The 24996-nt window shown below is 64.3% G+C and carries 24 protein-coding genes; 10 read left to right on the forward strand and 14 right to left on the reverse strand.

Features of this window, described 5'->3' with window-relative positions; translation table 11 throughout:
- Positions 1 to 169: 169 nt before the first annotated feature.
- The 6 genes from BLV45_RS25705 (at position 170) to BLV45_RS25730 (ending at position 7035) form a co-directional block, all read left to right on the forward strand.
- Positions 170 to 1192: a TRAP transporter substrate-binding protein gene (locus BLV45_RS25705; protein ID WP_090537956.1), complete on the forward strand. Its 1023-nt coding sequence runs from the start codon at positions 170 to 172 to the stop codon at positions 1190 to 1192.
- Positions 1193 to 1232: 40 nt separating this feature from the next.
- Positions 1233 to 3116: a TRAP transporter large permease gene (locus tag BLV45_RS25710; protein WP_090537958.1), complete on the forward strand. Its 1884-nt coding sequence runs from the start codon at positions 1233 to 1235 to the stop codon at positions 3114 to 3116.
- A 25-nt stretch (positions 3117 to 3141) separates the two neighbouring features.
- Positions 3142 to 3681 (forward strand): VOC family protein, encoded by a 540-nt coding sequence (locus BLV45_RS25715; RefSeq protein WP_090537960.1) that lies wholly within the window; start codon positions 3142 to 3144, stop codon positions 3679 to 3681.
- Positions 3678 to 4964: a ribulose-bisphosphate carboxylase large subunit family protein gene (locus tag BLV45_RS25720; protein WP_090537962.1), complete on the forward strand. Its 1287-nt coding sequence runs from the start codon at positions 3678 to 3680 to the stop codon at positions 4962 to 4964. The genes BLV45_RS25715 and BLV45_RS25720 overlap by 4 nt, the downstream gene beginning before the upstream one ends.
- Positions 4961 to 6292, forward strand: a complete 1332-nt coding sequence (locus BLV45_RS25725) for a four-carbon acid sugar kinase family protein (protein ID WP_090537965.1) — start codon at positions 4961 to 4963, stop codon at positions 6290 to 6292. Before BLV45_RS25720 ends, BLV45_RS25725 begins: the two co-directional genes overlap by 4 nt.
- Positions 6293 to 6411: 119 nt before the next feature.
- The gene (locus BLV45_RS25730; protein WP_090537967.1) at positions 6412 to 7035 is read left to right on the forward strand and encodes a LysE family translocator; all 624 of its coding nucleotides are present in this window, start codon (positions 6412 to 6414) and stop codon (positions 7033 to 7035) included.
- Positions 7036 to 7062: 27 nt separating this feature from the next.
- On the opposite strand, the gene BLV45_RS25735 is transcribed toward BLV45_RS25730, so the two are convergent.
- Positions 7063 to 8475: an aminotransferase-like domain-containing protein gene (locus BLV45_RS25735; protein WP_090537969.1), complete on the reverse strand. Its 1413-nt coding sequence runs from the start codon at positions 8473 to 8475 to the stop codon at positions 7063 to 7065.
- A gap of 157 nt (positions 8476 to 8632) precedes the next feature.
- On the opposite strand from BLV45_RS25735, the gene BLV45_RS25740 reads away from it, so the two are divergent.
- Both BLV45_RS25740 and BLV45_RS25745 read left to right on the forward strand, forming a co-directional pair.
- Positions 8633 to 9961, forward strand: a complete 1329-nt coding sequence (locus tag BLV45_RS25740; RefSeq protein ID WP_090537971.1) for an aspartate aminotransferase family protein — start codon at positions 8633 to 8635, stop codon at positions 9959 to 9961.
- A gap of 312 nt (positions 9962 to 10273) precedes the next feature.
- Positions 10274 to 10525, forward strand: a complete 252-nt coding sequence (locus BLV45_RS25745) for a hypothetical protein (protein ID WP_090537973.1) — start codon at positions 10274 to 10276, stop codon at positions 10523 to 10525.
- Between the two features lie 60 nt (positions 10526 to 10585).
- On the opposite strand, the gene BLV45_RS25750 is transcribed toward BLV45_RS25745, so the two are convergent.
- The 9 genes from BLV45_RS25750 to BLV45_RS25790 form a co-directional block, all read right to left on the reverse strand.
- Positions 10586 to 11794, reverse strand: a complete 1209-nt coding sequence (locus BLV45_RS25750) for an ABC transporter substrate-binding protein (RefSeq protein ID WP_090537975.1) — start codon at positions 11792 to 11794, stop codon at positions 10586 to 10588.
- A gap of 86 nt (positions 11795 to 11880) precedes the next feature.
- Positions 11881 to 12594, reverse strand: a complete 714-nt coding sequence (locus BLV45_RS25755; protein ID WP_090537977.1) for an ABC transporter ATP-binding protein — start codon at positions 12592 to 12594, stop codon at positions 11881 to 11883.
- On the reverse strand, positions 12591 to 13388 hold the full coding sequence (locus BLV45_RS25760; protein WP_090537979.1) for an ABC transporter ATP-binding protein: 798 nt from the start codon (positions 13386 to 13388) through the stop codon (positions 12591 to 12593). The genes BLV45_RS25755 and BLV45_RS25760 overlap by 4 nt, the downstream gene beginning before the upstream one ends.
- Complete coding sequence (locus tag BLV45_RS25765) at positions 13385 to 15322, reverse strand: ABC transporter permease (RefSeq protein ID WP_090537981.1); 1938 nt, start codon at positions 15320 to 15322, stop codon at positions 13385 to 13387. The genes BLV45_RS25760 and BLV45_RS25765 overlap by 4 nt, the downstream gene beginning before the upstream one ends.
- Before the next feature lie 258 nt (positions 15323 to 15580).
- A complete protein-coding gene (gene pcaC / locus BLV45_RS25770; RefSeq protein ID WP_090537983.1) occupies positions 15581 to 15979 on the reverse strand; it encodes a 4-carboxymuconolactone decarboxylase in 399 nt (132 codons plus the stop codon).
- 2 nt (positions 15980 to 15981) lie between these two features.
- Positions 15982 to 16767, reverse strand: a complete 786-nt coding sequence (pcaD, locus tag BLV45_RS25775; protein ID WP_090537984.1) for a 3-oxoadipate enol-lactonase — start codon at positions 16765 to 16767, stop codon at positions 15982 to 15984.
- A gap of 5 nt (positions 16768 to 16772) precedes the next feature.
- Positions 16773 to 18152, reverse strand: a complete 1380-nt coding sequence (locus BLV45_RS25780; protein WP_090538019.1) for a 3-carboxy-cis,cis-muconate cycloisomerase — start codon at positions 18150 to 18152, stop codon at positions 16773 to 16775.
- 114 nt (positions 18153 to 18266) lie between these two features.
- Positions 18267 to 18929 carry a CoA transferase subunit B gene (locus BLV45_RS25785; RefSeq protein ID WP_090537986.1) on the reverse strand — a complete coding sequence of 221 codons (663 nt, stop codon included), beginning with the start codon at positions 18927 to 18929 and terminating at the stop codon, positions 18267 to 18269.
- A gap of 13 nt (positions 18930 to 18942) precedes the next feature.
- Complete coding sequence (locus tag BLV45_RS25790; RefSeq protein ID WP_090537988.1) at positions 18943 to 19632, reverse strand: 3-oxoacid CoA-transferase subunit A; 690 nt, start codon at positions 19630 to 19632, stop codon at positions 18943 to 18945.
- Positions 19633 to 20022: 390 nt separating this feature from the next.
- On the opposite strand from BLV45_RS25790, the gene BLV45_RS25795 reads away from it, so the two are divergent.
- Together BLV45_RS25795 and folE are read left to right on the forward strand one after the other, a co-directional pair.
- Positions 20023 to 20943, forward strand: coding sequence for a LysR family transcriptional regulator (locus BLV45_RS25795; RefSeq protein ID WP_090537990.1), 921 nt, complete (start codon positions 20023 to 20025; stop codon positions 20941 to 20943).
- Positions 20944 to 21008: 65 nt separating this feature from the next.
- Positions 21009 to 21635 carry a GTP cyclohydrolase I FolE gene (folE, locus tag BLV45_RS25800; RefSeq protein ID WP_090537992.1) on the forward strand — a complete coding sequence of 209 codons (627 nt, stop codon included), beginning with the start codon at positions 21009 to 21011 and terminating at the stop codon, positions 21633 to 21635.
- Positions 21636 to 21649: 14 nt separating this feature from the next.
- On the opposite strand, the gene BLV45_RS25805 is transcribed toward folE, so the two are convergent.
- From BLV45_RS25805 to BLV45_RS25820, 4 genes are all read right to left on the reverse strand, one after another.
- Entirely contained in the window at positions 21650 to 22561 is a 912-nt protein-coding gene (locus tag BLV45_RS25805) for a DMT family transporter (RefSeq protein WP_090537994.1), read from the reverse strand.
- Positions 22562 to 22675: 114 nt separating this feature from the next.
- Positions 22676 to 23494 carry an AraC family transcriptional regulator gene (locus BLV45_RS25810; protein ID WP_090537996.1) on the reverse strand — a complete coding sequence of 273 codons (819 nt, stop codon included), beginning with the start codon at positions 23492 to 23494 and terminating at the stop codon, positions 22676 to 22678.
- A 60-nt stretch (positions 23495 to 23554) separates the two neighbouring features.
- Entirely contained in the window at positions 23555 to 24481 is a 927-nt protein-coding gene (epsC, locus tag BLV45_RS25815; RefSeq protein WP_090537998.1) for a serine O-acetyltransferase EpsC, read from the reverse strand.
- 113 nt (positions 24482 to 24594) lie between these two features.
- Entirely contained in the window at positions 24595 to 24828 is a 234-nt protein-coding gene (locus tag BLV45_RS25820) for a hypothetical protein (RefSeq protein WP_090538000.1), read from the reverse strand.
- Between the last annotated feature and the right edge of the window lie 168 nt (positions 24829 to 24996).

Raw genomic sequence — 24996 nt, forward strand, 5'->3', positions numbered from 1 at the left:
ACCATCATTTTGTGAGTTTGACAGCGGTAGGCGTCGTCCTTAGTCTTGCCGCAAGGGTAAGCCAGATTCTCATGGTAGTTCAAGCCTGCACGACAAGAATCAATCTGGCTTGATGGGATTTGATGGGATCAGGGTTTACATCAAATATCAAATAATCGGAGACAACCGGATGACCCATCTCACCCGCCGCGCGCTGCTGCGCGCCGCAGTCGCCGCACCGCTCGCGGGCCTGGCCGGCGTGCCACTCGTCGCGCGCGCCGGTACGCCGCAATTCGTGTTCAAGTACGGCAACAACCTGCCCTTGACGCACCCGCTGAACGTGCGCGCGCAGGAGGCTGCGAACCAGATTCGCGAAGCGTCGAAGGGGCGCATGGAGATCCGGATATTCCCGAACAACCAGTTGGGCGGCGACACCGACATGCTCGCGCAGGTGCGAAGCGGCGGCATCGAAATGTTCACGCCGTCCGCGCTGGTGGTCTCGACGCTCGCGCCGGTCGCCGCGATCAACGCCATCGGTTTCGCGTTCAACGACTACGATCAGGTGTGGGCCGCGATGGACGGCAAGGTCGGCGCATACGTGCGCGCGGCGATGCAGAAAGCCGGCCTCGAATCGTTCCCGAAGATGTGGGACAACGGCTTTCGCGAGACGACAACGAGCACGCGTCCCATCACGAATGCGGCCGACATGCACAGCCTGAAGATTCGCGTGCCCGTGAGTCCGCTTAGCATCGACATGTTCAAGGGTCTCGGCGCCGCGCCCACGAGCCTGCAGTTCAGCGAGGTGTATTCGTCGCTGCAAACCCATATTGTCGATGCGCAGGAAAACCCGCTACCGATCGTCCAGGTCGCCAAACTGTACGAAGTCCAGAAGTATTGTTCGCTGACCAACCACATCTGGGACGGCTTCTGGTTCGTCCTGAACCAGCGCGCCTGGCAACGGCTTCCCAAAGACCTCCAGGCGATCGCATCGGATGCGTTCGATCAGGCGGCGCTCAAGCAGCGCGACGACGTGCGCAAGCTCAACGAAGCCGCCGTTGCCGATCTGAAGTCGAAGGGGCTCGCGATCAATCGCCCCGCGCCCGATACCTTCCGCGCGGCGCTGCGTCAGGCGAATTTCTACACTCAATGGAAAGGCAAGTTTGGCGACCAGGCGTGGTCGCTTCTGGAGAGTTATACGGGCAAGCTGGCTTGACCACGCCCGGTTGCCCGTTATCCTGCCGGAGAAGAAAAACATGGCGAACCACGTTTTGACGCCCTGTTCCGCGTCCGCTGACGTACTGGCCAGCAGCCCGCGTCGCTGGCTGAAGCGCTTCGATCGTGCGCTGATCGTGCTGGTCGAAGGTGTGTGCGCGATCCTGCTCGCGGCCGATGTGCTCGTGCTGTTCGCGGGGGTTATCTGCCGCTACGCGCTTCATCAACCGCTGGTCTGGTCCGATGAACTCGCCGGCATCCTGTTCCTCTGGCTGTCCATGTTCGGCGCCGTCCTCGCGCTGCGACGCGGAGAGCACATGCGGATGACGGCGTTCGTCAGCCGTCTGTCACCGCAGGGACGTGCGTTCGTGGACACGCTGGCGATCACGTTATCGGTGGCGGTTCTGGTCCTTGTGTTCGTTCCGGCGCTCGACTATGCAACGGGCGAAGCGGCCATCGTCACACCCGCCCTGCAGATCAGCAATGCGTGGCGCGCGCTCGCGCTGCCCGTCGGCGCCGCGTTCATGCTCGTGGTCGGACTGATCCGGTTGTTCGAAGTCGGCCGCATGCGCGACATCGTCATTGCGCTGGCTGTCTGCGCCGTGGCCGCCGCAGGGATCGCGCTTGTCGCGCCTGTCCTGCTCGAACTCGGAAAAGCGAACCTGATTATTTTCTTTGTCGGCGTGGTGGCGATCGGCATTTTTTCCGGCGTGCCCATCTGCTTTTCGTTTGCGCTCGCAACCTTCGGCTATCTCGGCCTGACGACCTACACGCCGCTCGAAGTGATCGTCGGACGGATGGACGAAGGCATGTCGCATCTTGTCCTGCTCGCCGTGCCGCTGTTCGTTTTTCTGGGCCTGATGATCGAAATGGCCGGCCTCGCGCGCGCCATGATCCAGTTTCTCGCCAGTCTCGTCGGTCATGTTCATGGTGGGCTGTCTTACGTTCTCATCGGCACGATGTACCTTGTTTCAGGCATCTCTGGCTCGAAAGTCGCCGATATGGCCGCGATCGCGCCCATCCTTTTTCCTGAAATGAAAAAGCGCGGCGCGAACGAAGGCGATCTTGTCGCCCTGCTGTCGACGGCGGGTGCGCAGACGGAAACGGTGCCCCCCAGCATCGTGCTGATCACGATCGGTTCGGTGACCGGCCTGTCCATCTCCGCGCTTTTCACGGCCGGCATGCTGCCCGCCATCGTGCTTGCGGTCATGCTGTGTTTCGTCGTGTGGATGCGCTACCGGAAAGAAGACCTGCGTCACGTGCAGCGCTTCAGCCGCCGTGAAATGGGGCGAATGTTTCTCGTCGCATTGCCGGCGCTCGCGTTGCCGTTCGTGATCCGCGCGGCCGTGGTCGAAGGGATCGCGACGGCGACCGAGGTGTCGACGATCGGCATTGTCTACGCGATGGTCACAGGCGTGTTCGTATATCGCCAGTTTCAGTGGTCGAAACTGCCGCGCATGCTGGTCGATGCCGCCACGTTGTCGGGCGCGATCATCTTCATCATCGGCTGCGCGACGGCGATGGCGTGGGCGCTCACGCAGTCCGGGTTCTCACAGGATCTCGCGGATCTGATGATGCATCTGCCCGGGGGCGCGTATGCATTCATGGCGCTGTCGATTGTCGTGTTCATTCTGCTGGGTAGCGTGCTGGAGGGCATTCCCGCCATCGTGCTGTTCGGGCCGCTTCTCTTTCCCATCGCGCGGCTCGCGGGGATCAACGAGATCCACTACGCGATCGTCGTGATTCTTTCGATGGGCGTCGGCCTCTTCTCTCCGCCCTTTGGCGTCGGTTATTACTCGGCCTGCGCGATCAGCAAGGTCAACCCCGATGCCGGCATGCGGCCGATCATCGGCTATATGGGCGCGTTGATCGTCGGCCTGATTCTGGTCGCCGCCGTGCCATGGCTATCGACCGGCTTTCTCTGAAGCCTTATTTCTCCGGAGTGTTTTGATGAGTCGTTATTTTGGCGAGATTCGCCAGGCGGGCTATGTCGTGCGCGATATCGAAGCGGCGATGGATCACTGGAGCCGCGTGCTGGGCGTCGGCCCCTGGTTCTACAACGAGCGCGTGCCCATCGAAGACTATGTGTATCGCGGAAAATCCTATGACGTCCATAACTCGGTCGCACTCGCCAATTCCGGGAGCCTCCAGGTTGAACTCATCCAGACGCGCAACGACGCCCCGTCCATGTATCGCGATTTCCTGGCCGCCGGCCATACCGGCTTGCAGCACAACGCTTACTGGACGACGCATTTCGATGCCGATCTCGAACGCCTGGAACGCCAGGGCTTCAAGGTCGCGATGAGCGGCAAGGTAGGCGAGAACGGACGCTTCGTGTACTTCGATACGGAAAGCCATCCGGGAACGGTGATCGAATTGTCGGAGATCGCCGGACCGAAGGGCCGGCTCTTCGAGCTGATTCATGCAGCGTCGCTCGACTGGGACGGACGCGATGCCGTGCGGCCGTTTCCTGAATTGAGCCGGCTATGAACGCAGCGCGCGGAGAGGATGGATTGATCGAGGCCGACTACCTGATCGAGACGCCGCTTGATCCTGCGCGCGTCGGCGACATCATGGCGGGCGAGCAATCGAGCGGCACTTTCGTGCGTGTGGCCAATGAAACCGATGCACTGCGCGCCCGCAGTCGTGCCGACGTCGTGCGCGTGGTCGAACTCGAACCGGCGCACCAGCCGGGCTTGCCGAGCGCCATGCTGGCCCGCAAGGGCGTGACGGGACCATGGCGCCGGGCGCGGATCACGCTCGCTTTTCCCGTGGCGAACATAGGCGCCAATCTGCCGACGCTGGCCGCGACCGTCGCGGGCAATCTATACGACCTCGGCGAAGTCACGGGCATGCGGTTGCTGGCAGTCCGGCTTCCCGCCCCGTACCGGAAGCGCTTTGACCTGCCGGCTCAGGGCATTGCCGGCACGCGGGCGTTGACGGGTGTGGCAAGCGGCGCGCTGATCGGAACCATCATCAAGCCCAACGTCGGCATGAGCGCGGACGAAACGGCGGCTCTGGTCAAAAGCCTGTGCGAAGCGGGTGTCGACTTTATCAAGGATGACGAAGTTTGCGCGAACCCGGACCATGCGCCACTGGATGAGCGGGTCCGGGCGGTGATGAAGGAAGTGCGTGCGTATCGTGACCGCACCGGCCGCAACGTCATGGTCGCATTCAACATTACCGACGATCTCGATGCGATGCGCCGCCACGCCGATCTGGTCGAACGCGAAGGCGGCGGTTGTGTGATGGCGAGCATCAACTGGTGCGGATTCTCGGCTATCCAGTCGTTGCGGCGCGATACCCCGCTCGTGTTGCATGCGCATAGAAACGGGTTCGGCATGATGTCGCGCGATCCATCGCTCGGCATGTCATTCCAGGCTTATCAAACCTTGTGGCGGCTTGCGGGCGTCGACCATATGCACGTTCATGGCCTGAGCGGAAAATTCGCGCAGGCCGATCGCGAAGTCATCGACTCGGCCAGAGACTGCGCGACACCGCTCGCCGAAGGTATCGACGATGCCGTGTTGCCCGCGTTTTCATCGGGACAATGGGCCGGAACCGTACCCGCCACGTTCGACGCAATCGGTTCAGATGACCTCCTGTTCATGTCAGGCGGAGGCATTCTCGCGCATCCGGACGGTCCCGCCGCGGGTGTCCTGAGCGTGCGTCAGGCGTGGTCGGCGGTGCGGGACGGTGTGTCGCTCGAACGCTTTTCACGCGGCGCGCCCGAGTTGCGGAGAGCGCTCGAATTCTTCGGTGCGCGTGTATGAGTAGCGGTCCGGCTTACGGCTTTTATGGCGACGACTTCACCGGCGCGACGGATACGCTCGCCCATCTCGCGCGCGCGGGCTTCAGGACGATGCTGTTTTTTCAGCCACCGACCGATGCCCAACTCGATGCCGCCGGCCCGCTCGACGCGATCGGCGTAGCCAGTGCCGCGCGCGCGATGGCGCCGCTGGCGATGAAAGCGGCGCTGCTGCCGGCAGGTGCCCGCTTCGCGGAACTGGGCGTACGCATCCTGCATTACAAGGTCTGCTCCACGTTCGATAGCAGCCCGGAGCTTGGCAGCATCGGTGCAGCCGTGTCGACGCTGCGGGGTTTCTTCCCGAATCCGCTTGTGCCTGTTATCGGTGGGCAGCCCGGACTGCAGCGCTATTGCGCATTCGGCAACCTGTTCGCCGCGGGTTCGTCGACGGCGGGTGGAGAAGCGCCACCCGTCTTTCGAATCGATCGCCATCCGACGATGAGCCGTCATCCCGCGACGCCCATGCAGGAGGCGGACCTGCGCCTTCATCTGCAGGATCAGGGGTTGCCCGACATGGGCCTGATTGACTGGCGCCATTACATTTCGGCGCCCGGCCATCTCGACGCGCAGGTGAACGGGCGCATCGAATCGTCTTGTCCGGCCGTGCTCTTCGACGTTCTGGAAGACGCACATCTCGCGCCGATCGGCCGCTTGCTGGCTCAACGATCGACGGCCGTTCCCCTGCTCGCGGTGGGTCCGAGCAGCGTGGCGCAGGCGTGGGCCATGGCGACTCGTCCCGCAGATAGCAGCACGTACGTTGCGTCGCCGGTAGACGCAAGCCAAGGCCCGCGTCCGGTCGGTCCGGTGTTTGTGTTTGCAGGGAGTCTTTCGCCCGCGACGAACAGGCAGATCGACGCCGCCCATTCGTATTCCAGGGTTGAGATCGATCCAGCCCAGGTGGACACCGGTTCACTCGAACGGTATCTCGATGACATCGTGACGCTGTTGCGAAGCGGAAAAAACGTTCTGACGTTTACCAGCCGGACGTTCGATCAGGCTTCGGCCCGCCGCGACGACACGACTCGCGCGTGCGCGGCACTGGTGCGGCGCGTTGTGACGGCGATGAGGCCACGGCGAATCTGCATCGCGGGAGGCGACACTTCCAGCTTTGCGGTCCAGGCGCTCGGCGGATGGGGTTTGTCTTACGTCGGCGCGATCTCGGAAGGCGTGGCGATGTGCCGGCTACATGCCGACGTCGAGGAACTGGATGGAATGGAGATCGTGCTCAAGGGCGGGCAGATGGGTGGAGGCGATTTTTTCGAGCGTCTTCTTGACGAAGGCACCGCCGTCTAACCACAAAAAGCCCCCCACAATCCGTACCGGGCACCATATCTCAATTTGTACCGGTACTGTACCGGCTCCCTTCGATAGACTGCATCACTCATCCCCCGTCACCGAATCCGGAGCCCGTCATGCCACTCGACTCCCTGCTGACGCTCAGCGCGCTGCCCGCCGGCATCCTGTTCGCGCTCGTCACCAGCATCACGCCGGGCCCGAACAACACGATGCTGCTCGCGTCCGGCGTCAACTTCGGCTTTCGCCGCACGGTGCCGCACATACTCGGCATCGCCGCGGGCGTCGCGCTGCTGATGCTTTCCGTCGGCTTCGGCCTTGGCGAAGCGTTTCGCCGTTTTCCGATGCTCTACACCACGCTCGAAGTGGCGAGCGTCGCGTACCTGCTGTATCTCGCGTGGAAGATCGGCACGTCCGGTGAAATCCAGACGCGCAAGGGCGAGCGCAGGCCGATGCGCTTTCACGAAGCCATCGCGTTCCAGTGGATCAATCCCAAAGCGTGGATGATGGTGCTGACGGCCGCGACCACGATTCATCTGAGCGCCGATTTCGGCTTCAACGCGATGCTGATGGCGATATTGTTCTACGTGACCGGATTGCCCTGCATCTGCCTGTGGGCCGCATTCGGCACCAGCCTGCGGCGCGTTCTGTCGAATCCGCGCTGGCTGCGCGCGTTCAACATCGTGATGGCCTCGCTGCTGGTGCTGTCGATGTATCCGGTCGCGCTGCATCTGCTCGGCTAAAACGCCCGGGCTACCGCGGCGCTCACGCTAGCGGATGCCGGCGATAAACCGCCACAACGCGTCGTCGGTCGAATAGGGTACGTTGAAGCGGAACCACGCGGTAGGCGCGTCGTCGGGGCGGAAATACGAACCCGGCGCGAGCCAGATGCCGTCGCGCAGCGCGGCGGTCGCGATTTCGGCGGCACGCGCCGGCTCGACCGGCAGTCTGGCCCACAGGAAAAGACCCGCACGCGGCCGGTGAAACAGTTCGAGGCCGGCCGCGTCGATGCGTTCCTCGACCTGCACGTGTGCCGCTTTCAACCGTTCGTTGACCGTCTCGACGTGCCGCGCGTGACGCCCCTCGAGCAACACCTTGTCGACGATCCGCTCGATCGGTTCCGACGACGTCAACCCCACCGCCATCTTCGTGCGCGCCAGTTCGCGCAGCACGTCACGCTCCGCGACGACATAGCCGCAGCGCAGCCCCGGCGTCACCGTCTTCGAAAAACCGCTCACGTACAGCACGCGCTGCAGTCCTTCCATCGCGGCCAGCAGCGGCGCGCTGGCGGGCGCCAGCTCGCGGCTGACGTCGTCTTCGATCACCCACATGCGCTGCCGCTCGGCGATCTGCAACAACCGGAACGCCGACGCCATGCCGAGCGTCGTGCCGGTCGGGTTTTGCAGCGTCGTGTTCACGAACATCGCCTTCGGCCGATGGGCGGCGACGAGCCGTTCGAGTGCGTCGGCATCGAGGCCGGCCGGCGTGCGCGGCACGCCCTGCACGTTGAGCCCGGCCAGCTTGAGGATCTGCAGCAGGTTGCAGTAGCCGGGGTCTTCGACCAGCACGGTATCGCCCGGACGCAACAACGTGCGCACGATCAGGTCGAGCGCCTGCGTGGCGCCCTGCGTGAGCAGCACGTTCGACACGTCGACGGGCAGACCGCGCCGGTCGAGCTGTTCGGCGATGCGCTCGCGCAGCGGCGCGAACCCGTACGGATGACCGTAGTCGGCGAGACGCCCGGGCGGCACGCGGCTCGTCGCACGCAGCGCGTGCTGCAGCCCCGCGCCGTTGACCCACTCGTTCGGCAGCCAGCCGCAGCCGGCCTTGATCGGCACCGAGTGATCCGCGTACACGTCCGAGAGCAGCCACGTCGCGGTCAGGCTGGGCGGCTGCCAGTCGTTCGCGCTCGCGTTCACTCGGGCCGGCGGTGCGTCGAGCGTCGCGACCCGGTAGCCGGAACCGCGCCGCGCCACCACGAGGCCCATCGAAACAAGACGGTTGTAGGCCTCCGTGACGGTGAACGTGCTGAGACGCTGCGTCTGCGCCAGCTGCCGCACCGAGGGCAAGAGCGCGCCGGCGCGCAGCGACTGCGATTCGATCGCCGCCGCAAAGCCTTGCACGACCTGCTCGACCAGCGTCGATGTACCACGGCGGTCGCGTTCCAGTTGAAGTTCGATCATGACGAAGAAGAGCAGTGAGCCAGGGGAGACCACGCGTGCACCACTACAGTCGAAGCGGATTCACCAGCACAGTTACCAGCGCAGATGAGCCAACTGTCTATGCCGCCATTAGACCGCGAGCGCTACAGTTTCGCTACCACTTCGAGGAGAAAAACCCATGACTTCGCGCCCCGTCATCGACGACCTGTCGTCTTTCTGGATGCCCTTCACCGCCAATCGCCAGTTCAAGGCCGCGCCGCGCCTGCTGGAATCGGCCAAGGGGATGTACTACCGCACGACGGACGGTCGCGAGGTGCTGGACGGCTGCGCGGGCCTCTGGTGCGTGAACGCCGGCCACAGCCGCGACGAAATCGTCGCCGCGATCACGAAACAGCTCTCGACGCTCGACTTCGCGCCAACGTTCCAGATGGGCCATCCGGTCGCGTTCGAAGCGGCATCGAAAGTGGCCGAACTGATGCCGGAAGGTCTCGACCGCATTTTCTTCACGAATTCGGGTTCGGAATCCGTCGATACCGCGCTGAAAATCGCGCTCGCGTATCACCGCGCACGCGGCGAAGGCCAGCGCACGCGCCTGATCGGTCGCGAACGCGGCTATCACGGCGTGGGCTTCGGCGGCATCTCGGTGGGCGGCATTTCGCCGAACCGCAAGACGTTTTCGGGCGCGCTGCTGCCCGCGGTCGATCATCTGCCGCACACGCACAGTCTCGAACACAACGCGTTTTCGAAGGGACAACCGGCGTGGGGCGCGCATCTTGCCGACGACCTGGAACGGATCGTGACGCTGCATGACGCCTCGACGATCGCCGCTGTGATCGTCGAGCCGGTCGCGGGTTCGACCGGCGTGCTGATTCCGCCGCAAGGCTATCTGCAGAAACTGCGCGACATCTGCACGAAGCACGGCATCCTGCTGATCTTCGACGAAGTGATCACCGGTTTCGGCCGTCTCGGCAAGGCCACCGCAAGCGAATACTTTGGCGTGACACCCGATCTGCTGACGATGGCCAAGGCGATCAACAACGCCGCGATCCCGATGGGCGCGGTCGCGGCAAGCCGCACGGTGCATGACACGATCGTCAACAACGGTGCGCCCGGTGGAATCGAACTCGCGCACGGCTACACGTATTCGGCGCACCCGGCCGCGACTGCCGCAGCCATCGCGACGCTCGACCTGTATCGCCGCGAAAACCTGTTCGAACGCGCGGCATCGATGGCGCCGAAGTTCGAAAGCGCCGTGCATGCGCTGCGCGATGCGAAGCACGTGAAGGACATCCGCAATCTCGGCATGGTCGCCGGCATCGAGCTCGACACGCGCGAAGGCGCGCCGGGCGCGCGCGCCTATGAGGCGTTCGTCAAATGCTTCGAAGCGGGCGTGCTGATCCGCTTTACGGGCGATATCCTCGCGTTCTCGCCGCCGCTCATCATCGAGGAAGCGCAGATCGACCGCATTTTCAGCACGGTTCGCGAGGTGCTGGCGACTGTCCAGTAATGCATGACGTGTCGCGCGCCAAACGGCGCGTGACACGATGTCTAGTGATGCGCGCGAGCGGCCCTGGTTTGGGCCGCTTTTTTTGCGGCTGCTAAACGGCGCTTGCCCGCGGTGCTGTTCTGCGCCGTCTTTTTGCGGATTGCTTCAGTGGTCGAGCCCTTCTTTGGCGCCTTGAGCGCGACGCGCTCAACAAAGCATGCACTGCCCTGTCGCAGCGCCTATTGTTAAAGGGAAGCTAAAGGGAAACCAGGGAAAAATGCTGGAAACAGGAAGAAAAGACGCTTCAGACCATCTCTAACGGGAGACGCAACCATGAAACCACCATCCATACGTGCTGGCACACATATCGAAGGAGTCCACTGGATCGCCGAATACATCGAAACGGCCCACGAAATCCGCCTGTATCGCGAGGGCCAGGAAGTGGACGTACACAACGCACCGTCCGCGCTGTTTGGCGACGAAGAGAACGCCGGTTCGAAAAACGGCGCCGATCATCGCGCCGCCGAAGCGGCCGTTCTGGCCTATCTGCGCCACTTCGTCGCCGAGCACGACCACGAGGAATAGCGGGCATGACGCACAAGGCGTTCACCGCCTCCGCTTCATGCCATGCCGCGCTGACGCTCGCTATTGCGCGGGGCGCAGCTTCTTCACGTCCGCATCGGACGGTTGCACGCTTGCGCCGTCGATGTAGCGATACGACGTCATGATGCCCTTGCCGTCCTTCACACCCGTCACGCCGACATACGCGCCCATCGTCGACTGGTTGTCCTGCGCGCGGAACGTGATCGGCCCGAACGGCGTATCGACGCCTAAGCCCTTGAACGCCGCGGCCAGCCTGTCAGGATCGGTCGAGCCTGCTTTTTTCAACCCGTTGGCAATCGACATCAGCGCCGAATAACCCACCACCGATCCAAGCCGCGGATAGTCGTGATATTTCGCCTGATAGGCATCGACGAACTTCCGGTTGGCCGGCGTATCGATCGAATACCACGGGTAGCCGGTGACGATCCAGCCCGTCGGTGCCTCCGCGCCGAGCGGATCGAGATAGTCCGGCTCGCCGGTCAGGAGCGACACGACGCTGCGATCCTTGAAGAGACCACGCGTATTGCCCTCGCGCACGAACTTGCCGAGGTCCGCGCTGAACAGCACGTTGAAGATCGCATCGGGCTTCGCATCGGCGATCGCCTGCGTCACCGCGCCTGCATCGAGGTTGCCCAGCGGCGTGGCCTGTTCGGTGACGAACTCGACATCCGGTTGCGCGGCCTTCATCAGCTTCTTGAACGTGGCCACGGCCGACTGCCCGTATTCATAATTCGGATACACCAGCGCCCAGCGCTTTTTCTTCAGCTTCACGGCTTCCGGCACGAGCATCGCGACCTGCATATATGTCGAAGGACGCAGACGGTACGTGTATTTGTTGCCGTCGGCCCAGACGATCTTGTCGGTCAACGGTTCGGCGGCCAGGAAGAAAATCTTGCGCTGCTTCGCGAAGTCGGTCAGCGCGAGACCGGTATTCGACAGGAAACCGCCGAACAGCAGTTGCACCTGTTCACGCGCGATCAGCTCCTGTGCGACGCGAATCGTGTCGCCCGGGTTGCCGTTGTCGTCACGCGAGACGACTTCGAGTTGCTTTCCAAGCACGCCGCCCGATGCGTTGATCTGGTCGAGCGCGAGATTCCAGCCGTTCTTGTAGGGCCCAAGAAACGCGGGCTGCGCCTTGTAGCTGTTGATTTCGCCGATCTTGATGGTCTGCTGTGCGCTCGCGCCGATTGCGGCCAGCGAGAGCGTCAACGAAACCGTCATGCGTGTGATCCATCCTGCGCGCGTGGTCATTACCTTTTTCTCCGTTATCGAGGAATTGCTGGAATGCTGCGAATTCAGGTGTTGCTTGCAGATGCGAAACGCGCGCTCAATAGCAGTCAAACGCTGAGCCAGGCGCGCCTCGCGGCTTCATCTTTTGCGAGTTCGTCGATCGTGCCGCTAAACCGGATGTGCCCTTTCTCAAGCACATACGCGCGATCGCTGACGAGTCCGGCGAAATGCAGATTCTGTTCCGACAGCAGAATCGAAAGACCTTCGCGCTTCAGTTCGAGAATCATGTTCGCCATCTGTTCGACGATGACCGGCGCGACACCTTCCGACGGCTCGTCGAGCAGCACGAGCCACGGATTGCCCATCAGTGTGCGTGAAACCGTGAGCATCTGCTGCTCGCCGCCGCTCATCTGGCTACCCAGCCGTCCCGGCATTTCGCCGAGATTCGGGAACAGACGAAACAGTTTGTCGGGTGTCCATCGTGGCGCGCCATCGCGCGGCGGCTGGCGGCCGGCGTCGAGATTTTCCATGACCGTGAGATCGGAAAAAACGCGCCGATCCTCCGGCACGAAACCCATTCCCATCCGCGCGATGCGATACGGCGGCAACGTCGAGATATCCGCGCCGCGAAACGTGACCAAACCCTGCTTGCGCGGCAGAAGACCCATGAGCGCTTTCATCGTCGTCGATTTGCCCGCGCCGTTGCGGCCCATCAGCGCAACCACCTCGCCACGGCCGACTTCAAGGTCGATGTCGAACAGAATATGCGCGCGACCGTAGAACGCGTTGAGGCCCGATACTTTCAGCATCGGCTCGTTCATTGTCGCGCCCCGTTTGAGCCTGCATCGGCCAGCCGTGCGCGCGGCTCGAATGTCTTTCCGGTACCCAGATAGACTTCCTGCACGCGCGCATCGTGACGGATCGCGTCCGCGCTGCCTTCGGCGATCAGCTTGCCCCGGGCAAGCACGATCATCGTATCCGCGTAAGCGAACACGACGTCCATGCTGTGCTCGGTGAACAGCACGCCGATCTGGTGTTCGGTGACAAGACGTTTCGTCAGCGCCATCAGGTCGTTGCGCTCTTCGGGCGCCATGCCCGCGGTGGGTTCATCCATCAGTAACAGCCTGGGACGGTTCGCCAGCGCAATCGCCAGTTCGACGCGCTTGACGTCGCCATACGCGAGCACGCCGCACGCCCGATGCGCGTGGCCCGCCATGCCGACCTGTTCGAGGAGCGCCATCGCTTCGTCCGCGAACCACGACGCCGCCGCTTTCCACAGGCCGGACAGTTTCCGCTCGCGCGAGATGAGCACCATCTGCACGTTTTCGAGTACGGTCATCGAATTGAAGGTCGCGGCGATCTGGAACGTGCGCCCGACGCCCAGCCGCCAGGTATCGCGCGGACGCCTGCCGGCCAGTTCATGCCCATCGAAAACGATCGAACCGGACGAAGGCCGCAACTGCCCGTTCAGCATGTTGAAGCACGTCGACTTGCCGGCCCCGTTCGGTCCGATCAGGGCGACCAGCTGCCCCGCTTCGACATTGAACGAAACCCCGTCGACAGCCATCACACCGCCGAATGACTTCGACAGGTCCGACACGCGCAGGAGGCTCACAGACCCTCCTTGACCGCGGCGCCCGATGCTTTCGGTTCGTTCCTCGCACTGTCATCGACGTTATCGTGATCGAAACGATCGCGGACAAAGCCGACGATGCCTTGCGGAAACGCGATCACGAGCAGCAGGATCGCGAGCCCGAGCAGCGCCTGCCAGTAATCGGTCTGACGCGCGACGGTGTCCTGAAGCCACGTGAACACGGCCGCGCCGACGATCGGCCCGGTCAGCGTCTGCAGACCGCCGAGCAGCACCATGACGAGCCCGTCGACCGACCGGCTTATGCTGATGACCTCCGGTGAAATCGTGCCCTTGGAGAACGCATACAGCGACCCGGCAAGCCCGCAGAAGAGCGACGCGATCACGAATGCCGCCCATTGCACGCGCTTGACGTCGATGCCGATCGCCTCGGCGCGCAGCACGGAGTCACGCGACGCGCGCATCGCGTAGCCAAGCGGAGAAAACAGCATCCGGCGCAGCAGCCAGACGCCCGTTGCGGCGCATACGAGCGTCAGATAGTAGTACGCGACCGGCGACGATAGCCAGTTCGACGGCCACAATCCAAGGACGCCGTTGCTGCCGCCCGTGACGTCGTCCCACTGGAACACGACGGACCAGACGATCTGCGCGAAGGCCAGCGTCAGCATCGCCAGATAAACGCCGGAGAGCCGCACGCAGAACCAGCCGAACAGCAGCGCACCCGCCACGGCCAGCAGCGGGCCGAGCACCAGTGCGGCTTCCATTGGCAGATCCAGCACCTTGAGAAACAACGCGGCGCCGTAAGCACCGAGGCCGAAATACGCCGCATGGCCGAACGAGTGCATGCCGCCCGGCCCCATGATGAAATGCAGGCTTGCCGCGAACAGCACGGCAATCAGGATCTCGACGAGCAGCACCGGCATATAGGGAAACGCGTTCGCGGCAAGCGGCGCGAGCGCGAGCACGACAAGCGCAACGATCGCCAGCGCGCGCAGACGCTTGCCCGCAGGCCGCAACGGCGCTTCGGCGGCGGCCATGCCTCGCACCGCCGTGGTGGCCCGACCGAGCAAACCCCACGGACGCACCACCAGCACAATCGCCATCACGACAAATTCGGCCACCAGCGTAAATTTGCTTAGCGAGAAATCGATCCCGCCAATCGACACGTGACCGATGCCGATGCACAGCGCCTTGATCTCCGCGATCAGCAACGCGGCGACGAACGCGCCCGGAATGGAACCCATGCCGCCAACCACGACGACGACAAACGCATTGCCGATCGTTTCGAGATCAAGCGAAAGATTCGCCGACATGCGCGGCACCTGCAACGCGCCAGCCAGTCCGGCGAGAAACGCGCCGACGAAGAACACGCCTGTAAAGAGCCACGCCTGATTGATGCCGAGTGCGCCGAGCATCTCGCGGTCCTGGGTGGCGGCACGCACCAGCGAGCCCCAACGGGTGCGCGTCAGGCCATACCAGAGCACCAGCAGCACCAGCGGGCCGATGACGATCAGCGCGATATCGTAGGTCGGCAACGGATGGCCGAGCAGATCGACCGCGCCGGCCAGATGCGGGGCGCGCGGGCCGAACAGATCCTGCGGCCCCCAGAGCCACAGCGCCGCATCGCGGAAGATCAGCACAAGCGCAAACGTGGCGAGCAGATGGAACAGTTCAGGCGCGCGATAGATACGCCGAAGGACGACCATCTCGACCAGCGCACCCAGCACCGCGACAACCAGTGCAGCCGCCACGACCGACAACCAGAAGCCGCCCGTCGTCGCGCCAAAACGGCTCGTGATGCTGTACGCCACGTAGATGCCGATCATGTAGAGCGAGCCGTGCGCGAAATTGACGATCCGCGTCACGCCGAAGATCAGCGACAGTCCCGCCGCGACGAGAAAGAGCGCTGACGCGTCGGCCAGGCCGTTGACGAGTTGTACCAGCAGATTGGAAAACATCGTTGCCCTTGACGGCTTCGCGATTCAGCGCCATTCAAGCGCATCGGGATGCGGCCGGCTGAACCGGCACGCCAATGGCGAATTTTATCAGCGCAAGCCGTGTTCGGCCTTGAACGCGCTTGCCGGCTGGGCGCCGGCAAGCGCGAGCGGTCTTCCCGCCGGGATCGCCGCTGGCGTTACGATGCTTCGATGCGCGCGTGGCGCATGCTGGAAAGGCAGGAGGGTTACGTCGGAACAGCGCGGTACGTGAGGGGCCTTTTATGGCTTTGCGGCGGCCGCGGCGTCGTCCTCGCGGAACAGCTTGTCCGCGAGATGGAACGCGGAATTCGCAGCCGGCACGCCGCAATAGATCGCCGTCTGCATCAGCACTTCCTTGATCTCGTCGCGCGTGACGCCGTTGTTCTTCGCGGCGCGCAGATGCAAGGCCAGTTCTTCGCCGCGGTTGAGCGCGACCATCATCGCGATCGTCAGAAGGCTGCGCGTGTGGCGCGGCAATCCCTCGCGCGTCCAGATCTCGCCCCACGCATAGCGCGTGATGAGGTTCTGGAACTCCGAAGTCAGCTCGGTGCGATTCGCCAGCGACCGGTCGACGTGTGCCTCGCCCAGCACCGCGCGCCGCACACCCAGGCCCGCTTCGTAGCGTTCGTCATCGGTCATGGTTACTCCGCCAGAAAGTCGAGCACGGTCTTCGTGAAGACGTCGGCCTGCTCGATGTTGGAAAGATGCGACGCGTCGAGCTCGACGTAACGTGCGCCCGGAATCGCCCCGGCCAGCTCGCGGCCCTGCGCGGGCGTCGCGGCAAGATCGTGCGTGCCGGAAATCACCAGCGCCGGCACCTTGATGCCGGGCGTTTCCGGACGCAGGTCGGTGGCGTCGATCGCATCGCAGTTCGACGCGTAGCCTTCGTTGTCCGTATGCACGAACACGTCGCGAATCTGCGCGAGCACCAGTGGCTCGCGCTCGAAAAAGCCCGCCGTGAACCAGCGCGGCAACACCGCATCGGCGAGCGCCAGCATGCCTTCGCCACGCGCGCGCGCCGCACGCGGCCCCCACACCTCGGGTGAGCCGATGCGCGCCGCCGTGTTGCACAACACGACGCGATTCAACCGGTCGGCGTGCCGCGCCGCGAGACCGACGCCCGTCAGGCCGCCCATCGAAAGGCCGCAGAAATGCGCGCGTTCGATCTTGAGCGCGTCCAGCAGGCCGACCACGTCGCCCGTCAACTGTTCGATCGTGTACGGACCTTTCGGCGCGGCGGAGTGACCATGACCGCGCGTGTCGTAACGCAGCACGCGAAAGTGCTTCGAGAACGCGGAAACCTGCGGCGTCCACATCGACAGGTCGCTGCCGAGCGAGTTGGAAAACACGATCCATGGGGCGTTGCTGTTCTGCTCGCCGTCCACACGATAATGAAGCTCAGTGCCGTTCACTGCGGCGTAGGGCATTGCCGTTACTCCTGATGGTTGGCGCGATCCGCGCGCGCGGTGTAAAGAGCCAGCGCGGCGTCCACATACGCGTGCGCCTGGCCGACATACTGTGCAGGATCGAGCAGCCGTTTCAGCTGCGCGACCGGAAGATGCTGCGTGACGTTCGAATCCGCGGAAAGCACCTCGAAAAGCGGCTGGCCCGACTGCACGGCCGCTTTCGAAGCACGCTCGACGAGATGATGCGCGTCGAGCCGGCCGATCCTGTCGCCGAGCGCGAGCATCACCGCTTCGCCGAGAATCAGCCCATGCGTGACTTCGAGATTCGCGGCCAGCCGTTCGATGTTGACGTCGAGTCCAGCGGCGATCTGTTCGATGTTCGCGAGCGCGCCGCCCGCGAGGCGCGCGAGATCAGGCAACGCGTCCCACTCGGCCTGCCAGCCGCCGAGCGCGCGTTCGTGCTCCTGGACCATGCCGGCCAGCACGGTCGCGACGAGCCCCGGCGCGCGTGCCGCGGCCGTCAGCACGGCCGCGCAGCCGACGGGATTGCGCTTGTGCGGCATCGTCGACGAGCCGCCTTTTCCTGCGGCAACCGGTTCGCCGAGCTCGCCGAGTTCGGTCTGCATCTGCAGCGAAATATCACGCGCGATCTTGCCGAGCGTGCCGATCAGCATGCCAAACACCGAGGCCGCTTCCGCGATGCGATCGCGTTGCGTGTGCCACGGCAGCGTCGGTACCTGCAGGCCGAGGTCTTGTGCGAGCGTCTCTGTCACCGCCGGCGCCGCCTCGCGCAGACTCGCGAGCGTACCCGCCGCGCCGCCGAACTGCAGCACGAGTACCCGCGCGCGCAACGCGTCGAGCCGGTCCTGATGACGCAGCAGCGCATCGAGCCATTGCGCGAATTTCAGGCCGAGCGTGATCGGCAGCGCCTGTTGCAGCCACGTGCGACCGATCATCGGCGTCGCGCGATGCGTGCGCGCGAGCGCGGCGATCGCGTCGCAGGTCGGGCGCAGCGTCGCGTCGAGCAGGTCGAGCGTGTCGCGCAGTTGCAGAACCGTCGCGGTATCGATGATGTCCTGGCTCGTCGCGCCCCAATGGACGTATTTCGACGCTTCCGCATCGGCCGCTTTCACGCGTGCGGTCAGTTGTTTAACGAGAGGAATCGCGAGATTGCCGCCGAGCGCGGCGTCGCGGGCGAGCGCGTCGGCGTCGAGCTGGCCGGCGTGACACGCCGCTTCGATGGCGACGACGGCCGCGTGCGGGATGACGTGATGGGCCGCCGACGCGCGCGCAAGCGCCGCTTCGACGTCGAGCATCCGCTGTAACGTGGCGCGGGGCGACCAGAGGTCGTTCATCGCCTGCGTACCGCAGATGAGGCCCGTCAGACGGGCGCTGGCTTCGAGCATGGTGGCGTCAGCAATCGAAGAAGAGAACGAAAACCGCGAAAAGCCGCGGCGCAAACACAACGCGCGGCGCGAGGCGTCATTGTCGCCGGGCGCCGCGCGACCGTCACGCCGTATTTACGTTGCGCTGGCGGCTGCCTGCGTGGCGTCGATGAGCGACACGCCCGTCAGCGTCTGCAGTTCGTCGAAGCCGATATCGGAGCAGATCTCGCGCACGGCAAGCCCTTGCGGCGTCACGTCGATCACGGCGAGGTCCGTATAGATGCGGTCGACGCAGTTCACGCCCGTCACCGGGTACGTGCATTCGGCGGCGATCTTGCTCTCGCCCTGCTTCGTCAGATGTTCCATCATGACGTAGACCTGCTTCGCGCCGATCGCCAGATCCATCGCGCCGCCGACGGCCGGAATGGCGTCGGGTGCGCCGGTGTGCCAGTTCGCGAGGTCGCCCTTCGCCGACACCTGGAACGCGCCGAGCACGCAGAAGTCGAGGTGGCCGCCGCGCATCATCGCGAACGAATCGGCGTGATGGAAATACGCGCCACCCGTCAGCAACGTGACGTGCTGCTTGCCTGCGTTGATGAGTTCGTCGTCTTCCTCGCCTTTGGCGGGCGCCGGGCCCATGCCGAGCAGGCCGTTCTCGCTGTGCAGGAAGATTTCCTTGTTCGCGTCGAGGTGATTGGCGACGAGCGTCGGCACGCCAATGCCGAGGTTCACATACGCGCCTTCAGGAATGTCCTGCGCAACGCGCTTTGCCATTTCATCGCGGGTCAGTCGTTTCATGTTGTGTCTCCTCTCACGCCGCGGCGGTTTGCCGGGCCGCCTGCGGCACCGCGATCACGCGTTGCACGAAGATGCCGGGTGTCACGATCACTTCCGGATCGAGCGCGCCGAGCGGCACCACTTCCGATACCTGCGCGATTGCGACCTTCGCCGCGCTTGCCATGATCGGACCAAAGTTGCGCGCTGTCTTGCGATACACCAGATTGCCCCAGCGGTCGCCCTTGAGCGCCTTGACCAGTGCGAAATCGGCATGCAACGGCGCTTCCAGCACGTAATGCCTGCCGTCGATCAGACGCGTTTCCTTGCCTTCGGCGAGCTTCGTGCCGTAAGCCGTCGGAGTGAAGAAGCCGCCGATGCCCGCACCCGCCGCGCGGATACGTTCGGCCAGATTGCCCTGCGGCACGAGTTCCAGTTCGATCTCGCCCGCGCGATAGAGCGCGTCGAACACATACGAATCGGTCTGGCGCGGAAACGAGCAGATGATCTTGCGCACGCGCTTTGCCTTCAGCAACGCGGCGAGGCCGATGTCGCCATTGCCGGCGTTGTTGTTGACGATCGTGAGGTCGCGCGCGCCCTGCTCGATCAGTGCGTCGATCAGCTCGGACGGCATGCCCGCCGTGCCGAAGCCGCCGATCATGACCGTGGCGCCGTCGTTGACGTCGGCGACCGCCGACTGAAGTGATTCGAAAATCTTGTTGATCATGCCAGTTCCCTGTTGGACGCCTTGCGCCGCGCTGCTTCAGGAAGCTGCATGGCACCGTCTCCGCGTCGTGTTGACTGCGCGCCGCCGGGTTCCGGTACGCGCCACATGCCCGCTATGTGCGGGCCTGCCCGCGACTGCTGTTTATCGATTTGTTCTATATACGAACAACGATTCGTTTAGCGAACGCTTCGGCCATTATGGCCGTCGCCCCGCCGGCTTGTCAAGGCGGCGACTTCCATCATCTACCATGCGCGACAAAAGGCAAGGCGACGCACGGGCGCGATGGGTACAGGCTCGCGCAGGCGCGGCGTGGGCGCTTTCCCCAATATGCACCAGAGCGATTTTGCCGTTACCGTGTATACGTCATGCCGATACTGATCCGTGGCCTTCATGCCTGAACTCGATCTGAACCTGATCCCCTATCTCGTCGCGATGGAAGACACGCGCAACGTGAGCCGCGCCGCCGAACGCCTCGGCGTGAGCCAGCCGCGCGTGAGCACGGCGCTTGGGCGTCTGCGCGAGTACTTCGGCGATCCGCTCTTCGTGCGCACGTCGCGCGGGATGGAACCGACGCCGCGCGCGCTCACGCTGATACCGGCCGCCCGCGAGGCGCTCAGCCGCATCGAAAGCGGACTGATCGATTCAGAGGACTTCGACCCCGCCACCTCGACGCATACGTTTTCGATCGCGCTCTCCGACGTGGGAGAAATCGTGTTTTTGCCGCGTCTTCTGCAGGTGTTCGCGCAGCGCGCGCCGCACGCGAACCTGCGCTCGGTCACGCTCACGCCCGCTCACGTCGAGCGCGGGCTCGAATCGGGCGACGTCGATCTCGCCGTCGGATTCTTTCCGGACCTGTCGGGCAACAACTTCTTTCAGCAACGGCTTTTCACGCACCGCTTCATCTGCCTGATGCGCACCGGCCATCCGCTCGCGAAGACGCTGACCGTCGAACAGTTCATCGCGTGCGGACATGCGGTCGTGCGCTCCGAAGGGCGCAGCCAGGAAGTGCTCGAACAGTATCTGGAGAAAAAGCGCATCCGCCGGCGTGCCGTGCTGGAAACACCGCACTTCATGAGCCTGCCGTTCATCCTCGCGCGCACGGACCTGATCGCGACGGTGCCGCACGCGATCGGCTTCGCGTATGTGAGCGAACACGCGTCGATCACGATCGTCGAGCCGCCGATGCCGTTGCCGCGTTTCGACTTGCGGCAGCACTGGCATCGCAAGTTTCATAACGACCCGCGCGTGGGCTGGCTGCGCGGCGTCGTATCGGAGCTGTTCAACGATGCGATGGACGAATGGCCCAAGTAGCGGGTAACGGGCTTTCGCAAAACATGGAACAATGACCGGCAGACATGAACTGACAGGAGCGGTGGATGACCAGAACAACGAAAGCTGAAGAAGCGCCCATTCGTCCCACGCGCGAGGAAGCGGAAGCAGCGGTTCGCGTGCTGCTGCGCTGGGCCGGCGACGATCCCGCGCGTGAAGGCCTGCTCGACACGCCGTCGCGCGTGGTGCGTTCGTACGAGGAGTTTTTCGCCGGATACACCGTCGACCCGAAGGAGCTGCTCGCGCGCACGTTTTCCGAAGTCGACGGCTACGACGAAATGATCGTGCTGAAAGACATCCGCTTCGAAAGCTATTGCGAACATCACATGGTGCCGATCATCGGCCGCGCGCACGTGGCTTATCTGCCGGAACATCGCGTCGTGGGCATCTCGAAGCTCGCGCGCCTCGTCGATGCATTCGCCAAGCGTCTGCAGATCCAGGAAAAGATGACCGTGCAGATCGCCGATACGCTCAACGAGGTGCTGCAGCCCAAGGGTGTCGGCGTGATTCTCGAGGCGTCGCATCAATGCATGTCGACGCGCGGCGTCCACAAGGCGGGCGTCGCGATGGTCACGTCGCGCATGCTCGGCACGTTCCGCAGCGATCCTTCGACACGGCGCGAGTTCCTGTCGATCGTGGGCAATGCGTCGACGGTGAGCGTGGCGAATACCTGAGGTCGCGGCGGCGTTCACGCGCTTGCGCGCCTTCGTCCGCGCACGAAGCCGTCCATGCTCGCCAGCAACACCGCCCCCAGCACGCACGCCACGCCGCCCAGTTGCGCGGCGCTCACGGGCTCGTGCAGCAGCCACGCGGCGAGCGCGACGGACGACACCGGCACGAGCGCTGTCGTCAGGCTCGCCTCCGAGCCGCTGATCCGCGCGGCGCCCGCATACCAGAGCACGAAGCCGGCCACGGTCGGCACGAGCGCGTAGTAGACGACGCCAGCAATCGCCGCGCTGTCGATCTGCCCGCGCCACGGCGCTTCGAAGAGCGCCGGCACGAGGGCCACCGCGAAACCGATCCCGCTCATAAGCGCCGACAGTTGCAACGCCGGGACCGGCGTCGACAGCTTGCGGTTGAGCAGGATGAACAGCACTTCGCAGACAACTGCCGCGAGCACGAGCGCATCGCCCGCCAGCGCGCGGCTGTTTCTCGCCCCTTCGAGGTCATCGAAGCGCACCGTGCAGGCCAGCACGCCGGCCGTCGCGAGCAGGATCGCGCCGATCAGCGCGGGACGTGGCCGCTCGCCGAACGCGATCATCGCGACGCCCGCCGTGACGGCAGGCAGGGTGCCCGCGATCACACCCGCGTCGGTCGCCGAAGCGAGCTTCATGCCGCTGATCAGGAACACCGTGTAGCCGACGCTGCCGGCGCCCGCCTGCGCGATCACCAGCATCGTGTCGCGCCGGTTCAGATGCGGGAACGTCGCGCCGCGCATGCGCATGATCGCGACGAGCAGCGGAAACGCGATCGCGAAGCGCAACGCCGTGGCGCAGAAAGGCGGCAGGCCGGCCGCGATGGTCTTGCTGACCACCACGGTGCTACCCACGCCGATCATCGCCAGCGCGCAAAAGAGATAACCCGTCGAGCGTGAATTCATGCCGCGTCCTTGTTCGCTGAGTGATGTGACACAGCGTAGGGCACGCGCGAACGCGGGTCTTGAATGAAATTGCAGCGGGATGAACACGTGGCGGCAAGCCGCGAGTTATGTCGCTCAGGAACGCCGCGTCGCCGCCGCATAACTCGCGGGCGTGATGCCGAGCAGGCGCACGAACGCGCGCGTCATGTGGCTCTGATCGGCGAAGCCCGCGCCGACCGCGGCGTCGGCGAGCGCGCTGCCTGTCGCGATCAACCGGCGCGCGAGCGCCACGCGCCGCTGCATCCGGTAAGCGTGCGGCGGCAGGCCGAGTTCCCGCGCGAAACCGCGCAGCAACTGGAAGCGGCTCATCCCCGCTTCGGACGCCAGATCGGCCAGCGTCAGCGCGGACGCAGGATCGTCGTCGATGCGCACCTTCGCGCGCGCGATCGGCGCGAGCGCGAGGCGCGGCGGCGCGAGCGTCGTGTGGTGCGCGCCGACATGGGCGATGAGCGCGACAAGCGCCTCTTCGCGCGCCATGTCGCAGGCACACGCGGCATCGTCGACAGCGGCTGCGAAGAGGCGCTCGAACCGTATCTTCAGCAACGGATCGTGCGTGACGGGCTGCGTCAGTTCGACGTCGCGCGTGAACGTTTGCGTCAGCTCACCCGCCGCCTCGAACATCAGCGAAGGTGCGAAGTAAAGCATGTGCCACGCGCGGCCGCGCTCGTCGAGCGGGCTGCCGTCGTGGACTTCGCCGGGATTGCAGGTGATCACGTCATTGGCGCGCGCCTCGACCGGGCCGCGTCCGCTCGCCGAACGCTGCCCGCCGCGCACGATCACGCCGATACCGAAGCCGTCGTGCGAATGGCGCGGAAAGGCATGCGTCGTTTCCGCGACCGTCGCTTCAAGGCCGTCGATTGCACAGCGAATCATCTGGACGCGGCCGCGCTGCATGCGGATCTCAGGCGCTCAGCCGGTCAGGCGCGCGATCACACGGGGGCCGGCGCGACGACATCAGCGTTTGCCCTCGTCGCTGCGATCGCCTTCGCGGATCTTGCCCTGCGACACGCTGCTGCCCGGCGGCACGCTATGCGTGAGCCACACGTTGCCGCCGATCACCGAGCCCTTGCCGATCGTCACGCGACCCAGAATCGTCGCGCCCGCGTAGATCACGACGTCGTCCTCGACGATCGGATGGCGCGCATTGCCCTTCACGAGCGAGCCGTCGACATCCGCCGCAAAACTTTTCGCACCGAGCGTCACCGCCTGATACAGGCGCACGCGCTCGCCGATGATCGCGGTCTCGCCGATCACCACGCCCGTGCCGTGATCGATGAAGAAGCTCGGGCCGATCGACGCGCCCGGGTGGATGTCGATGCCGGTGGCCGAGTGCGCGATCTCGTTGATGAAGCGCGCGAGCAGCGGCACGCCGAGCCGGTGCAGCGCGTGCGCGAGACGGTGATGCGTCATCGCGCCCACGCCGGGATAGCACAGCAGGATTTCGGTGATGTGCTGCGCGGCAGGGTCACCCGCGAACGCAGCCTGGATGTCGCTCACGAGCAGCGCGCGAATGCCGGGCAACTGCTTGCCGAATTCGCGTGCGACATCGAACGCATGCACGCTGAGTTCGGCGTCGGGCGTCTGTGCGTATTCCGGCAGAAAACGCAACGCGCGACGGATCTGCTCGGCCAGCAGCCGCAACGTGCTTTCAAGCGTATGGCCGACGTAATAGTCGACGCTTTCATCTGTCAGGTCGGGCGCGCCGTAGTGCGTCGGAAACAGCGCCGCGCGCAGGCCCGCGACGATGTTGATCACCCCTTCGCGCGAGGGCAGTTCGCGGATGCCGCGCGGGTGGCGCGTTCGATGCAGTTCTTCGCGCGACGCCCGCAATGCGGCGACGATCTGTTCAAGACCCCAGTTATGGGAAGACACGTTTGACATGAGGACGGCGCCCGCACGGGAGTGCGGTTCGAAGTGAAGTGTCCCCAAGATTACCGCGTTTTTTGTCTGCCCGCGTGACGCTCATCCGGGACAGGGTGCAAGCTGCGCGGCGTTCAGATCGTCACGCTGCTCGCGTCGATCCAGCGCACGGCCCAGTCGCGTGCGTGTGCAATAGCAGAGGCTTCGTCGGAAAAGCGGAGATCGACGGGGAAAAAACGGTTGGCGACGAGCTCGCCGTCGCTCGAACGTGAGATCACGACATAGGGTTGATACATACCGTCGCCGGAACGCGCCGGCGCACAGTTCAGCAAGTAGCCACGATGTGTGAATGCAGCATCGAAATGCATGAGTCACCTGCCCCTGACTGCCTCGTCAATGATATGAGCGACGCGCGGTATTCTGTTCCCAGCCCGCAGGCCGCTCTTCGATACGCGCCATCTCGTTCGGACTAAGATCATACTCTGTAGAAAATGCGTGTTCTACGGAAAAAAAGCAAAAAATGACGGGACGCGCGG

The sequence above is a fragment of the Paraburkholderia sartisoli genome, from assembly GCF_900107685.1.
In the GTDB taxonomy this organism is placed as follows: domain Bacteria; phylum Pseudomonadota; class Gammaproteobacteria; order Burkholderiales; family Burkholderiaceae; genus Paraburkholderia; species Paraburkholderia sartisoli.

Bases quoted from the DNA above. Each gene is read 5' to 3' on its own strand.
- BLV45_RS25730 (WP_090537967.1), top strand. From the start codon at position 6,412: ATGCCACTCGACTCCCTGCTGACGCTCAGCGCGCTGCCCGCCGGCATC.
- BLV45_RS25755 (WP_090537977.1), bottom strand. From the start codon at position 12,594: ATGAACGAGCCGATGCTGAAAGTATCGGGCCTCAACGCGTTCTACGGT.
- BLV45_RS25740 (WP_090537971.1), top strand. From the start codon at position 8,633: ATGACTTCGCGCCCCGTCATCGACGACCTGTCGTCTTTCTGGATGCCC.
- BLV45_RS25705 (WP_090537956.1), top strand. From the start codon at position 170: ATGACCCATCTCACCCGCCGCGCGCTGCTGCGCGCCGCAGTCGCCGCA.
- folE (WP_090537992.1), top strand. From the start codon at position 21,009: ATGACCAGAACAACGAAAGCTGAAGAAGCGCCCATTCGTCCCACGCGC.
- BLV45_RS25765 (WP_090537981.1), bottom strand. From the start codon at position 15,322: ATGTTTTCCAATCTGCTGGTACAACTCGTCAACGGCCTGGCCGACGCG.
- BLV45_RS25720 (WP_090537962.1), top strand. From the start codon at position 3,678: ATGAACGCAGCGCGCGGAGAGGATGGATTGATCGAGGCCGACTACCTG.
- BLV45_RS25780 (WP_090538019.1), bottom strand. From the start codon at position 18,152: ATGCTCGAAGCCAGCGCCCGTCTGACGGGCCTCATCTGCGGTACGCAG.
- BLV45_RS25745 (WP_090537973.1), top strand. From the start codon at position 10,274: ATGAAACCACCATCCATACGTGCTGGCACACATATCGAAGGAGTCCAC.
- BLV45_RS25805 (WP_090537994.1), bottom strand. From the start codon at position 22,561: ATGAATTCACGCTCGACGGGTTATCTCTTTTGCGCGCTGGCGATGATC.
- BLV45_RS25785 (WP_090537986.1), bottom strand. From the start codon at position 18,929: ATGAAACGACTGACCCGCGATGAAATGGCAAAGCGCGTTGCGCAGGAC.
- BLV45_RS25820 (WP_090538000.1), bottom strand. From the start codon at position 24,828: ATGCATTTCGATGCTGCATTCACACATCGTGGCTACTTGCTGAACTGT.
- BLV45_RS25810 (WP_090537996.1), bottom strand. From the start codon at position 23,494: ATGCAGCGCGGCCGCGTCCAGATGATTCGCTGTGCAATCGACGGCCTT.
- epsC (WP_090537998.1), bottom strand. From the start codon at position 24,481: ATGTCAAACGTGTCTTCCCATAACTGGGGTCTTGAACAGATCGTCGCC.
- BLV45_RS25725 (WP_090537965.1), top strand. From the start codon at position 4,961: ATGAGTAGCGGTCCGGCTTACGGCTTTTATGGCGACGACTTCACCGGC.
- pcaD (WP_090537984.1), bottom strand. From the start codon at position 16,767: ATGCCCTACGCCGCAGTGAACGGCACTGAGCTTCATTATCGTGTGGAC.
- pcaC (WP_090537983.1), bottom strand. From the start codon at position 15,979: ATGACCGATGACGAACGCTACGAAGCGGGCCTGGGTGTGCGGCGCGCG.
- BLV45_RS25795 (WP_090537990.1), top strand. From the start codon at position 20,023: ATGCCTGAACTCGATCTGAACCTGATCCCCTATCTCGTCGCGATGGAA.
- BLV45_RS25715 (WP_090537960.1), top strand. From the start codon at position 3,142: ATGAGTCGTTATTTTGGCGAGATTCGCCAGGCGGGCTATGTCGTGCGC.
- BLV45_RS25750 (WP_090537975.1), bottom strand. From the start codon at position 11,794: ATGACCACGCGCGCAGGATGGATCACACGCATGACGGTTTCGTTGACG.
- BLV45_RS25735 (WP_090537969.1), bottom strand. From the start codon at position 8,475: ATGATCGAACTTCAACTGGAACGCGACCGCCGTGGTACATCGACGCTG.
- BLV45_RS25790 (WP_090537988.1), bottom strand. From the start codon at position 19,632: ATGATCAACAAGATTTTCGAATCACTTCAGTCGGCGGTCGCCGACGTC.
- BLV45_RS25710 (WP_090537958.1), top strand. From the start codon at position 1,233: ATGGCGAACCACGTTTTGACGCCCTGTTCCGCGTCCGCTGACGTACTG.